Origin of the sequence: Streptomyces canus 299MFChir4.1, from assembly GCF_000383615.1 — a bacterium.
In the GTDB taxonomy this organism is placed as follows: domain Bacteria; phylum Actinomycetota; class Actinomycetes; order Streptomycetales; family Streptomycetaceae; genus Streptomyces; species Streptomyces canus_C.
On record NZ_KB911582.1, the window covers coordinates 837,125 to 850,149 of the forward strand.

The following is a 13,025-nucleotide window of genomic DNA, read 5'->3' on the forward strand; positions in this document are numbered from 1 at the left end:
CTGACTGAGTCAAGCATTCGGGGGTCGACCGCCATGACCGTCCAGGACGTCCGCGCCTTCAACCGCTTCTACACGAACGTCATCGGCGCCCTCGACTACAGCCGCCAGCTGTACGCGCCGTACACGCTCACCGAGTCCCGCGTCCTGTACGAGCTCGCCCACTCGCCGCGCACCGACGCGGCCGATCTGCGCACCGAACTCTCGCTGGATGCCGGGTACTTGAGCCGGATCCTGAACAAGTTCGAGCAGGACGGGCTGATCGAGCGCACCACCTCGCATCGCGATCCGCGCCGACGCCGGGTCACGCTCACCGCGCGCGGCCGGGAGACCGCCGCGCTGCTCGCCGAGCGCGCCGACGAGTCCGTGGGCGCGCTCCTCGCGACCGTCCCCTCCGCCGACCGGCCCCGGCTCACCGAGGCGATGCGGACCGTCCGCACCCTCCTGTCCGACGGCCGCCCTCCCCGCCGCGAGGACGTCCTGCTGCGCGAGCCGGGACCTGGTGACCTCGGCTGGATCGTGGCCCGGAACGCGGCCCTCTACGCCGCCGAGTACGGCTTCAACGCCGACTACGAAGCCCTGGTCGCGAGGATCGTCGCCGACTTCGCGGAGGACCACGATCCGCATCTGGAGCGGGTGTGGATCGCCGAGCTGGACGGGCGGCCGGTGGGGTGCGTGATGTGCGTACGGGACGACGCGCCCGCCACCGCCCGGCTCCGGCTGCTCCTCGTCGAGCCCGAGGCGCGCGGACTCGGCATCGGGGACCGGCTGGTGTCCGCCGTCGTCGACTTCGCACGCGGTGTCGGCTACCGCGACCTGGTGCTGTGGACCAACGACGTCCTCACCGCCGCCCGCCGCGTCTACCAGCGGCACGGTTTCGTCCTGGCCGCCGAGAAACCCCACCGCTCCTTCGGCAAGGACCTGAACGGGCAGGACTGGCGACTGGAGCTGACGGGCACGCGAGAGTGAGGGAGCGGTCGAGAGGCGGCCCGGCTCATCCGGGCGCCCGGCTGGACCTCACCGAGGTCACCGGGCGAGAGTAGGGCGCATGAAACTGGCGTTCTCCACCCTCGGTGTCCCCGGCCTCCCCCTCACCGACGTGCTGCGGCTCGCGAGCACGCACGGCTATCACGGAGTAGAACTGCGCGCCCATCCGGAGGAGCCGGTGCACCCCGGTATCGGGCTCGGCGAACGGGCCGACGCGGTCGCCGAGTTCAAGGCGGCCGGCGTGGAGGTGCTGGGGCTGGCCGGGTACGCGCGCGTGGCCGCCCCCGGCGACGACGAACCCGTGATCGAGGAGATCCACCGCCTCCTGGACCTCGCCCGCGACCTCGGCGCCGGCTTCGTGCGCGTCTTCCCCGGCGCCGCCTCCGACCAGTCCCGCGAGGAGGCCGACGCCACGGCCGCCCGGCGGCTCGGTACGGCCGCGGAGTACGCCGGCGACCTCGACGTACGCATCCTCCTCGAAACCCATGACTCGCACCGCACGGCCGCCGACGCGATCCGTGTCCTCGGCCCCGTCGGCCACCGTCAGGTCGGCGCGCTCTGGGACGTCATGCACACCTGGCTCGGCGGCGAACAGCCCTCCGAGACCTACGCGGCCCTCGCCCCGCACCTCGGATACGTGCAGGTCAAGGACATCGCCTCGGCCACGGACACCACCCCGGTCGCGCTCGGCACCGGTGTCCTGCCGCTCGCGGAGTGTGTGGAGGTCCTGTCCCGGCACGGCTGGGACGGCTGGCTGTGCTGGGAGTACGAGAAGCGCTGGTACGAGGCGGCCGCACCGCTGGAGGAGCTGCTGGGCGCGGGCCGCGAGCACCTGGCCAGGCTCCTGAACGACTCCGCCTGACAGCGAATAACCGGATGGCAGGGGCGGCCCCTGCCCGGTACCGTCCCCGGGTGCCTCAGCCCGCCCCTCCCCCGCTCCCCGTGTCATGAGCCTCAGCCGTACGTTGCTCGATGTACGGCCGCTGCGCACCTCACCGGTCTTCCGGCGGCTGCTGTTCGGGCGCACGGTGTCCACGCTCGGCACCTTCATGACCATGGTGACCGTCATGTACCAGGTCTGGGACATGACCCACAGCACGGTCTGGAGCGGCGCGGTCGGGATCGCGCAGGCGGTGCCGATGGCCGGGGTCAGTCTGTTCGCGGGTTCCTGGGTCGACCGGGCCGACCGGCGCCGGGTGTACCTCACCGGCACGGTCGGCTCGGCGGTCTGCTCCCTGCTGCTGGCCGTGCAGGGCTTCGCCGGGCACGCGCCGGTGATGGTCGTCCTGCTGCTGGTGGCGGTGCAGACCTCCTTCGCCGCGCTCGGAGCGCCCGCGGCCGGTGTGTTCGTGCCGCGGCTGCTGCCCCGCGAGCAGGTGCCCGCCGGTCTCGCGCTCCAGCAGGTCACCGGTCAGGCGATGATGCTGGTCGGTCCGGCCGTCGCCGGGGTCGTGCTCGGCTGGTGGGGCATCGGCGTCTGCTACCTCCTGGACGCCCTGAGTTTCTCGATGTCCTTCTACGGCGCCTACGGGCTGCCCGCGCTGCCGCCCGAGGGCGAGAAGTCCCGTCCCGGGCTGCACGGCGTCCTGGACGGGCTGCGCTTCCTGACCGGTCACCGGGTGGTGCGCGGCGCGCTGCTGACCGATCTGGCCGCCACCGTCCTGTCCATGCCGGTGAGCCTGTTCCCGCTGGTCAACGAGGAACGCTTCGGCGGCGATCCGCGCACGCTCGGCCTGTTCCTGTCCGCGCTCGCCGTGGGCGGTGTCGCGGCGACGGTCTTCTCCGGCCCGGTCACCCGCCTGGCCCGCCCCGGCCCGGTGATGCTGTGCGCGTCGGCAACCTGGGGCGCGGCCCTCGCGCTGTTCGGCCTGACGACGAGTGCGTGGGCGGGCCTCGGCATGCTGGCGCTGGCCGGCGCGGCGGACGCCCTCGCCGTCCTCTCCCGTACGACCATCGTCCAGACCCGCACCCCCGACGCACTGCTGGGCCGGGTCACGGCCGCCGAGACGATCGTCGGCCAGGCGGGCCCGCACCTGGGCAACCTGCGCGCCGGCCTGGTCGCGGGCTGGAGCTCGGGCGGGACGGCACTGATCACGGGCGGGCTGATGTGCGTGGCGGCGGTGGGGTATGTCAGGGCGAGCACACCGGAGTTGCGGGCGGTTCCGGTTGCGGGCGAGGGGTGATCGCCGGGTCCGGGCCAGCGCCTGTCGCGTTCCACCCACGGCAGGTGGTGGAGGTGGTGTTGGAGGTGGTGCTGGATCAGTTGCACACCAGCGCGCGAGCCCAGACCGACTTCCTGCGGTCGATGGCGGGCGCTGTCCTGACGTAGCCGACGCGGGTCGGGCGGGCTGATGGAGGAGGACGGGAGTGCTCAGGCGGGGGGTAGCGTCGCACGCCTGATCCCCCGAACGGCCTGCCAGGCCGCGACAGGCGCCGGGGGAGGGCTTGCCATGGAAGACATGTCCCGACTCACCAGCGCATGCCCGCCCTCACTTCGCTCCGCCGCGGCACTCGGCCTGGTCGCCGCTCTGGCCGCCGGCTGTACCGCGGCCGATGCCGACACCACCGTCGCAGGCCCCGCTGCCGGAGTGACGTCGCCGCTGCCCACCGTCCCGCCCGCCCAGCCACCGGCACAGCTCACCCCGGCCAAGGTCGAGAAGGCGGTGAACCGGCTCGACGACGTCGTACGGGACGCCATGCACCGCACCGGTGTGCCCGGAGTCGCCGTGGGCGTGGTGTACGACGACAAGGTGGTGTACCTGAAGGGGTTCGGCGTGCGGAAGGTGGGCACGAAGGACCAGGTCGGAGCGGACACGGTCTTCCAGCTCGCCTCGGTCTCGAAGCCGCTTGCCTCCACCGTGGTCGCCGCGGCCGTGGGCGAGAAGACCGTCGGGTGGGACGACCCGGTCGTCAAGTACACCCCCGGCTTCGCACTGAAGGACCCGTGGGTCAGCCGCCATGTCACGCTGGCCGACCTGTTCTCGCATCGCAGCGGACTGCCCGACCACGCCGGAGACCTCCTGGAAAACCTCGGCTACGACCGCTCCTACATCCTGGACCACCTGCGCTACGAACCGCTGGCCCCCTTCCGGGCCCACTACGCGTACACCAACTTCGGGCTGACCGAAGCCGCCGTGGCCACCGCGCGGGCGGCGGGGACCAACTGGGAAAAGCTGTCCGCCGACAAGGTGTACCGGCCGCTGGGGATGAACTCCACCAGCTCGTCGTTCGCCGACTACGAGAAGGCGGGCAACAAGGCCGTCCTGCACGTGAAGACCGACGGCACCTGGCGTGCCGCGTACGTGCGCAACCCGGACGCCCAGAGCCCGGCGGGCGGGGCCAGCTCCACGGTCCGGGACATGACGAAGTGGCTGCGCCTGCAATTGGGCAACGGAAAGTTCGAGGGGCGGCAGGTCGTCGACGCCGGCGCTCTGGAGGAGACCCACGTGCCGCACATGGTCTCCGAGCCGCCGCACTCGCCCGCGGGCAGGACCGGGTTCTACGGGCTCGGCTGGAACGTGAGCTACGACGACCAGGGCAGGCTGAGGCTCGGCCACTCCGGTGGCTTCGCGCTGGGGGCGGCCACCAACGTCGCCTTGCTGCCCTCCGAGAAGCTCGGCATCGTCGTCCTCACCAACGGCGAGCCCATTGGTGTGCCGGAGGCGATCTCCACCACGTTCCTCGACACCGCGCAGACGGGCGGGCCGACCGTGGACTGGCTGAAGTTCCTCGGGTCGATCTTCCAGCAGACCCTGCAAGGGGAACACTCGAAGGTCGACTACAGCAAGCCCCCGGCCTCGCCCGCACCGGCCAAGGCAAACAGCGCCTACACCGGGACATACGCCAATGCGTACTACGGCCCGTTGACCGTCAGCGCCCAGGGCAACAAACTCACCATGCAGCTCGGGCCCAAGAAGCAACGGTTCGTCCTGACCCACTACGACGGTGACACCTTCAGCTATCGCACCACGGGCGAAATGGCCGTCGGCCTCGCCGGTGTGACCTTCACCGTCGGCTCCGGCGGACGCGCCGACAAGGTCCGGGTCGAGAACCTCGACACGAGCGGTCTCGGCACCTTCACGAGGAAGGGCTAGCCTCGATCTTGCATGACGGTCCGCCGACCGAGTCGGTGGGCCGTTTCATTTTCGGTGGCGGGTGAAGGGCAGGCCAGGGACCCGGGTGCCGCCTGGGGTGGGCGCCGGGTTCCACTGCTCCGGACTGAGCTGGTGTTCTCGCAGAGGCTGGAAGTTGCTGTTCGATCGGGCTTCGGCGGCTGCGGAGAACAGGCGGAATCGCGGGCGGCGGGGTTCCCGGAGTCGGGCCTTGCCGTTGAGGGCGTGCATGGGAATCCAGGTCGGCAGGTCGAGGGCGATCTGGACGGTCTCCAGCCAGATCTTGTTCTGGGCTGTTGTGTGGAGTGGCAGGTTGCGCAAACCGGTAGGGCGGCGATCGGCCGGTGGGGGTGTTGGTCGCGAAGCACGTGATCCAACGAGCGCACGCAGAGTCCGCCACTACCCCCGCCGTGCCAAGAACCCCGCCACCCGCCCCTCCAGCCGCTCGCGACACCGCGGCCACTCCTCCGCCGTGACGGAGAAGATCGCCGAGTCGCGCAGCAGTCCGTCCTCCCCGGGCGCCCAGGAGCGGGACCAGTTGCGCAGGACGCCCTCGAAGCGGGCGCCGACGCTCTGGATCGCGGCCCGTGAGCGGGCGTTGCGCGCGTCCGTCTTCAGGTCGACCCGGGAGACGCCCGCCTTGATTGGTGCGACACGCAAGGCCCGTCCGACACGCGGACGGGCCTTGCGATCAAGCACTCAGCAGGTGTTGCACGAGCACTTCCTAACAGGAGGCGGAGGGTCGCCCTCTTCTCGCGATCCGACCAACCACGGATTTTCCGCTTAGAGTCCCCTGCTACTGAATTCAAGCCTCCTGGATCGAGCTCAACCGTCAGAATCCCAACAGAGACGGCACCTTCTGAGGGTTACCGTAAGTGAGAACTCTGCGCAGTTCTGTACGAAAATTCTCCACTTGCGCTTCGGGAGCGATACCGACGATCAAGTCTTGCGAAGACAGGGAGAGCTTCTCGACCGCGGCCAAGCTGAATCGAAATGAGACTCTTGCGGGTGAAAAAGTGACTACTTCAACTCCCCCGTAGGCGATTCCACCCGTTTCGTTAAGGACGCAATAGCTGTCCTGGCCCAGCCTCTGCTCCTGCTCGTCAGGTTCCTGCAGGCTGCACTGGAAAACGAGTTGGCGCCCCTCGCCGGAATCGTCCTCGGCGAGCCCCACGACGAGAGCGGAATCCAGCACATTCTCATCTACGGCCGCGACCCTCGCGACCCAAGTGGGACTACTCACTTCGTACTCCATGTCTGTTGTTTCCATTCATACACAAAGGTTGCCCCTGTTTCATCTGCCGCTCGACGCATGGCCCCCTTGCATGTAGAGCACGCTTCGTTAGTGCCCTGGATGGTCACGGTGTCGCCCGATTTTACAAGGGCCAGGTTAGCGTACGGGTCCCCCGACACTTCGCTGGAAGCACCCGACATGCGAGTCACTCGATTCTCCGTGTGGCTCGCCGACATGCTTTTCGGGAAACCAAGAGCTTTTTCCTCAGCTGTCTGGGTTCCACTTCGAACGGTGTAAGCGTTGGTCAGCTTGCCATCCGAGTCCCGAATTGTGACTTCGGCCCAGTGAGTGGACTTCCGAGTCGGCCCGACCATCGATCCCGCGAAGAACCGATTGCTACTCCCATAAGTTGGCGTGTGCCCGAATATGGCGGCCAGGGCGGTAGGGACTTGGTATGCATCGCTTGAAGTGTCATAACCGCCTTGTTCGGCGATCCAACTGTCGAATTGCGCCCCGTAGTCGCAGCCGGGAGTTCCGGGTCCGCCATCGCCGCGGCAGTCACCGTCCCAAATCCAGCCAGCCTGCTCAGCCAAGTGGGGAAAATTGCTGACTACTCCGTAGAAGGTCTCTCCGACGCCCTTGCAGATGCCACTAAAAACGCCCCAGGCATTGCACCCGTTGGGTTTTTGGGCTGCCTGCTGTCCGCTGCCGGTATTGCCGGAACTGTCGGTGGAGGCTGTGCCGTTACCGCTGTAGGTCACTGAGCAGGTACCGCTGTGGCACGAGCCGGCGCCAGGGTTGCTTGGGTCGATCGGGCCTGTGGTGATGATGCCGCTTCGCCCGCCGACCACATTCCCCTTGGGGGTGCCGACACCGCAGACGTCTGCCATGCACAGGCCCGTGGGGTCGCTGTGGGTGACGGGGTTGTTGTCGGTGTAGGTGTAGCCGTTGAGGGACTGGGCGTCGCTGGTGTCGAGAACGGGGTCGACGCTGATGAAGCGGGCGAGGACCGGGTCGTATTCGCGGGCGCCGATGTGGGTGAGGCCCGAAGAGGAGTCGGCGCTCTTGCCGAGGAAGGACTTGTCGTCCGGCCAGGTTCCCGTACCGCCGGTGCGGGAGGCTCCGAAGGGGGTGGAGTAGCGCTTGGTGATGGTCTGGGTGGTGGCGTCCAGGGCGAGGTTGGATGTGCCGTGGTGGTCGGCGGCCAGGTAAGAGAGGGTCGCCGTGCCGGACTTGTTGCTGCGGACGACGATGGTGGCGGAGCCGGCCGAGTAGTAGCGCTGGGCCCAGTACTTGGAGGTGCTGGTGTCCAGGTGGACCTCGGTGGCGCCGAGGTAGAGAACTGTCTCGCCTGCGGTGTTGCGGCGGATGAGGAGGCTTCCATCGGCGTCGTAGATGTAGCCGGTGGTGCTGCTGCCCTCCACCAGTTGGTTCAGCCGGCTTTCGTTGTCCCAGATCAGGGTCTGGGAGGTGGTGCTGTCGAGGCGGGTGGTGGTGTTGCCGGTGTCGTCGTAGACGTACGTGGCGCTGACGCCGGTGCAGGTATTGCCGCTCGTGGTGGCCGCTAGCTGGTGGGGTTTGGTGGCGCTGTAGCAGTAGGTCTTGGTGGTGTCGGCGCTGGTGGCGTGCATGGTCTCGGTCTTGCGCAGACCGGCGTCGGTATAGGTGTAGGAGGTCCAGTACGGGCTGGCGCCACCGAGGTTGGCGTTGGTGCGATTGCTGGCCGAGCAGTCTGCGGTGGACGGGGTCCAGGCGTTGGTCACGCGGCGGTAGCCGTCGTAGGTGAAGCACTGGTTGTCGGCTGCTGTGCCGCCCAGGGTGGCCGGGTCAGTGATCGCGGTGACGTTGCCAGCGTCGTCGTAGGTGTAGTTGAGGTCCTGCACCTGGTAGCTGTGGGTCTGGTCGGTGACCATGGATTGGGTCAGCCGGTCGGTGCCCTCCTGGTACTTGTTGGTGATGTACGCCTTTTTGGTGCCGGATGCGGATGATGTGCCCAGGGTGAGCTGTTCGGCCTGGCCGAGTGCGGAATAGCTGGCGCCGAGCAGATATCCGGCGGTGCCGCTGACAGCGGTGGGCAGTCCGAGCCCGTTGTAGTCGGTGTTGATGGTTTCGGCGCTGAGACCGCCGGCGGCGGGCTCAGATGTGTACTGCTGGGTGCCGTCGATGTTGTAGTAAGTCGAGAAGGCCAGCGTCGAGGATGGGACCGCGCCGGACTTGACCAAGGCGTCGCCGGTGGGCAGGACCACCTGTGTGGTGGTCGCGCGGTAGAGGCTGTCGTACGCCGTGACCTGCTTGGTGTAGGCACTTCCACTCGCGGTGGCTCCTCCGACATAGCGGGTGGAGGAGTCCGGCTGGCCCTTGGCCAGGGTGTCGTAGGCGTAGTGGGTGAGCTTGTTCGCGTCGACCCGTTCTTCCAGAGTGGAGGTGAGGTCGGCGGTGGAGGCGGCGCTCCAGGTGTCGGTGGTACGGCCGAGGGTGTCGTAGGCGAAGACGGTGACGCGGCCCGCGCCGTCCTTGGTCCACGAGGTCCGGTCGAGGTTGGTGTAGCCGGTGGTTGCGGTGCCCTTGTCCGGGTCGGTGGCAGAGATCTGGCGGCCAAAGAGGTCGTAGGTGTACGTCCACGTGCTGTCGGGGCCAGTGATCGTGGCTTGCTTGCCGTCGCGGGTGTAGGTGTACGCGGTGGAGGTGTAGGCGGCCCCGACGGTAGACCCGTAGCTGGCGTCGGCCGGGGAGGCGCCGGCATATTCGCGGCGCTGTACTGTACGACCCTGCGCGTCGGTGATGGTCCGGACCGCGGAGCCGCCTGAGCGCGCGTTGGTGGCGGTGGAGTCACCGGTGTAGCTGCTGGTGGTGGACCATTTCTGCACGCCGTAGACGAGCAGGGTGCTGGATGTGGGGCGCCCGGCGCCGTCGAAGACGATCTCGGTCTGCTTGGGCGCTTCGCCGTACTCCGCGCGCGTGTAGCTGCCTGACGGGGTTGCCGTGGAGTCGAAGATGTCGGCGTACGTCTCGTAGGCCAGGCCCCGGCTGTCGTAGCGGGTGTCCGTCAGCAGCCGGCCCCCGAGGGGCGTCGGGGACTGCGTCTGGAGGGTGCGCAGCATCGAGTCGTAGAGAGTGTAGATGGTGTTGTACGTGCTGCCGTCGGCCTTGAGCGTCGATGAGGACATCCAGGACGGTGCGGTCTTCGAGACGGAGTAGGCGTAGGTGTAGTTGGGGGTCTGCTCGAGCGACCTGGAGCGGTTGGGCAGCCAGGTGGCGGTCTTGCGGCCGAGCGCGTCGTAGGTGCTCTCGGTGATCTTGTTGTTCGCGTCGTAGACCTTGGTGGGTGTGCCCCGGGCGTAGTCGGCGTAGGTGTAGACGTTCTGGGACTTCGGATTGGTGACCTTGGTCTTGGTCAGGGGGCCGGCAGCGGTGGGTGTGTAGACCGTGGTGGTGGTGTTGCTGCCGGCGTCGGTCGAGGTGGCGACGCGGCCGAGCGTGTCGTAGGTCAGCTTGGAGAGCGTCTGCCATGAACTCGGGGCGCGCTCACCGCTCGTGGCCGTGACCGGATACGCGGAGGCGCGGCCGGTCCAGGTCACCTCGCCCTTGGTAGGGGTCTGCGAGGCGGCCCAGGAGGTGGCGGTGGTGCTGTCGTAGACGGTGGCGGAGTCCGACAGGACGTCACCGCGCGTGGCGGAAGAGGCCGGCAGCGACAGGGAGGTTTCGGCGACCGAGCAGGGCTGGCCGACCGTGCGAGTGCGGGAGACGAGGGAGTTGATACCCAGGGTGTCGTTGCGGGCGTACCAGGTGCGGGTGCAGGTCTCGTCACCGGTGACAGAGGTGTCGCCCTCGTCGTAGACCTTGGTGGGCATGCCGTAGTCATCGAAGGCTGTGGTGGAAGAGGCACTAGTGCGCCACTTCGCCACGGCGGTGAGGTAGGTGTGGGTGTAGGTCTTCGCGGTGCGGACGTAGTACGCCTCGGTGTCGGCGTACGACTTGTGCTGGGTGGCTGTCTTCTTCAGCCAGGGGTCGTTGACCGTGACTGTCACCGGCGTGGAGCCGTTGTAGGTGATCTGCTGGCGCAGCTGGCCGGCGTAGGGGTCGCTGTCGGTCTGGTCGGCCACGTCCAGGCCGGTGAAGTCGATGCCGGCGACGGACGCGGTCCGTGTTGTGCCGTTCTTCTGTTTGTCGCCGTTCATGCCCTGCAGGTAGAGCGACACGGTCTTGGACTGGGTGCCGCCGGAGGCGCCGGTGATGTCGGTGACCTTGCCGTAGCCGCGCCAGATGGACCAGGTGCGCTCGTCTGCGGGGGTCATGGGGTCGTCGTTGTAGTGCCAGGCCGGGTCGGAGTAGGTGTAGGCATGCTCGACCGCGAGGTTCTTGCCGGTCGGGTCCGAGGAGACGACCGCAGTCACGCGGTACTTGTGGAACCAGTCGAGCGACGACTCGGCGGCGCCGTTGATGTGCCAGTAGGTCGGGTAGCAGCTCTTGGTGTCGTTGTCTTCGGCGGCTGGCATGTTGGAGCCGCGCACGCATTCCGGGTCGGACAAGGTGACGGTGGTGATCGCGCCGGTCTCGGACGTAACGGTCTCGATGCGGGGGCGGGTCAGCGGGAGGATGTCGTCGGAGTTGGAGTCGACCCGGTTGGCGCGCATCTGGTAGTCGAAGGTCACCGGGTCCAGCGCGATGTCCGTGCCGTTCTTACCGGTGTGCCGGATGGACTTCAGCACCAGCGTCTGGTCGGAGGTGTCCCCGATATCGCCGCCGTCGAGAAACGCCTGGGTGAGAGTCCAGGAGTCGACGGCGGTGAAGGCGCTCGCTGCGGCCGACCAGGCATAGGTGTCGATGCCGGTCAAGCGCATACGAGTGAAGAAGGACGGGCTCTTTGCATCACAGTCCGCGTCCTTCGCACAGACGGAGTCGTACGGCACGTCGGGCCAGTTGTCGGCGGTGGCGTCCGTCAGGGAGGAACAGTCCGAGGCGGTGCAGCGCTCGTCATAGGAGAAGGTGACCTTGTCCGAGGTGACCCCGCTGAACAGGGTGTCCTTGTTCTGCCCGTAAAGGATCTTGGAGAGGTAGCCGCCCCGGGTGTATGCCGTAGTGGCGGTGGCGGCGCCGTTCTTGGCGTAGTAGTTGGTCTCGGCGGTGTACCAGTAGGTCATCGCATTGCCATGCGGGTCTACGACGTAGTCCAGGTTCCAACGCCAGGCTTGGGTGAGGGAGCGGCCAGAGAACGAGTCGCCCTGGTCGTAGCCGGGCTCGCCGGAGTCGTCACCGAAGACTGGCACGGTCCATACGGAGTTGGTCTGCTCGGTATCGGCACCGGTGAGCTTGTTGAGGCCGAAGACGTACCTCGTGCCGTCACCCGTGATCACCGTCCAGTACTCACCATCGTTGTCGCCGTTGTCAGCGCCGGTGGAGTGGGTGACGGTGGAGGCGTCGTCGTTTTTCAGCCGCCACTTGCCGTTGGTGTCGTCCTTGACCAGTTCGCTGGACTTGCCGTTGAGGACCAGGGAGGCGTTGTCGTACTTCCAGCACTGGTTGTACTTGTCGTCCTGGCCATCGTCATCGCAGGCACCGTAGGAACGGTCGATGTAGGAGGACGTGAGGCCGAAGCCCTCGCCGACCTGCGTGGACTGGTTGTTCGTGGATGCTGTCTTGCCGTCGGAGCTGCCGGAGTCGTACGACAGCGACAGGGTCGGGGCAGGGCCTGCCGCGGCGGGGGGCGTGCTCAGTGGATAGGACCAGGTGAATGCGCCGGAGGAACCTCCCGCATTCCAGGTGGAGGACGACGACAGCGGCGAGGCGGCGTAGTTGCCCGCACCCGAGGCGGACTCGCCGGCTGCCGCGGTCAGCGCGAGGACGGTGGCCGAGGACGTAGTGGCGGCCGACGCCTGGGATGTGCTCTGCAGGCTGGTGGTGGTCGTGGACGAAGCAGAAGCGAGGTCTACCTTGGCCGACACGGCCTGGGCGGAGACGTCATTGCTCGAATCGAGCGGAGTCTCAACCCGACATGCCGCCTTGTTCGGCGTGGTGAGGGCGCACGCCGGCAGCTGGACCAGGCGGAGGCGGCCGGACCAGCCGCCGCCGTACCCTGATGCGAACGCCGAGTAGTCGACACTCACCTCGGCCGTGCCGGGATCGGCGGCTTCGGCGGTGAGCAGAATTCCCTTGATACCGGCCGTCTTGGCGGCCTCACGGCTCAGGACGCGTACCCGTGCCTCGCCCGAGGCTGCGTTCTTCATGCCGGGCCGGGTGATTGTGACGGGCAGCCCGCCGGCGGTGACCTTAACTTTCCCGTGTTCCGGGATCTGCGCGGTCTTCTCGGCAGCCGTGGGCCAGGACGCCTTCTGTTCCGCCGAGGCCCGCTTGGCCTGCGCGGCGTTGGCCGCCTTAGCCTTGGCGGCCGTAGCGCGGGCCTTCTTGGCCCCCAGCCCGGTCACGGCCCGCACCTTGCTCACGCGCTGCTCAGCCACCGCGGGCTTGCCCAGGCCACCGCTCGTGGCGGCAGCCGCCACGGGCGTCAGCGCGACCGGCACAGTCAAAGCCAGGGACAGGGTCACCACGAGTGGCGCCCATCGGGCTGGTATTCGGGTACGCACGAAACCCCCAGGTGAAGAAGGATCGGGAAACCTCGAGAGTGCGGCGGTGAGATAAAGACAGCGACGCAGCAGACTCAGTGGTGGCACGAGCGGGTGGCAACCCTCGCCACGGGT

The 13,025-nt window shown here is 67.9% G+C and carries 6 protein-coding genes and 2 pseudogenes; 4 read left to right on the forward strand and 4 right to left on the reverse strand.

Features of this window, described 5'->3' with window-relative positions; translation table 11 throughout:
- Window positions 1-33: 33 nt before the first annotated feature.
- From H293_RS0103740 to H293_RS0103760, 4 genes are all read left to right on the forward strand, one after another.
- A complete protein-coding gene (locus H293_RS0103740; protein WP_020116540.1) occupies window positions 34-966 on the forward strand; it encodes a bifunctional helix-turn-helix transcriptional regulator/GNAT family N-acetyltransferase in 933 nt (310 codons plus the stop codon).
- 79 nt (window positions 967-1,045) lie between these two features.
- Window positions 1,046-1,846 (forward strand): sugar phosphate isomerase/epimerase family protein, encoded by an 801-nt coding sequence (locus tag H293_RS0103745; RefSeq protein ID WP_020116541.1) that lies wholly within the window; start codon window positions 1,046-1,048, stop codon window positions 1,844-1,846.
- An 85-nt stretch (window positions 1,847-1,931) separates the two neighbouring features.
- Window positions 1,932-3,167 carry an MFS transporter gene (locus tag H293_RS0103750; RefSeq protein WP_028807525.1) on the forward strand — a complete coding sequence of 412 codons (1,236 nt, stop codon included), beginning with the start codon at window positions 1,932-1,934 and terminating at the stop codon, window positions 3,165-3,167.
- Between the two features lie 267 nt (window positions 3,168-3,434).
- Window positions 3,435-5,078: a serine hydrolase gene (locus tag H293_RS0103760; protein ID WP_020116544.1), complete on the forward strand. Its 1,644-nt coding sequence runs from the start codon at window positions 3,435-3,437 to the stop codon at window positions 5,076-5,078.
- A gap of 176 nt (window positions 5,079-5,254) precedes the next feature.
- Here the strand turns inward: H293_RS0103760 and H293_RS54475 are convergent.
- The 4 genes and pseudogenes from H293_RS54475 to H293_RS0103780 all read right to left on the reverse strand — a co-directional run.
- A pseudogene (locus tag H293_RS54475) lies at window positions 5,255-5,429 on the reverse strand (IS1380 family transposase); the annotation flags it as partial.
- 66 nt (window positions 5,430-5,495) lie between these two features.
- Window positions 5,496-5,732: pseudogene (locus tag H293_RS49000) on the reverse strand (GNAT family N-acetyltransferase); the annotation flags it as partial.
- A 196-nt stretch (window positions 5,733-5,928) separates the two neighbouring features.
- On the reverse strand, window positions 5,929-6,351 hold the full coding sequence (locus H293_RS0103775; RefSeq protein WP_020116547.1) for an Imm10 family immunity protein: 423 nt from the start codon (window positions 6,349-6,351) through the stop codon (window positions 5,929-5,931).
- Window positions 6,336-12,848, reverse strand: coding sequence for an RHS repeat-associated core domain-containing protein (locus tag H293_RS0103780; RefSeq protein ID WP_020116548.1), 6,513 nt, complete (start codon window positions 12,846-12,848; stop codon window positions 6,336-6,338). Before H293_RS0103780 ends, H293_RS0103775 begins: the two co-directional genes overlap by 16 nt.
- Window positions 12,849-13,025 lie beyond the last annotated feature (177 nt).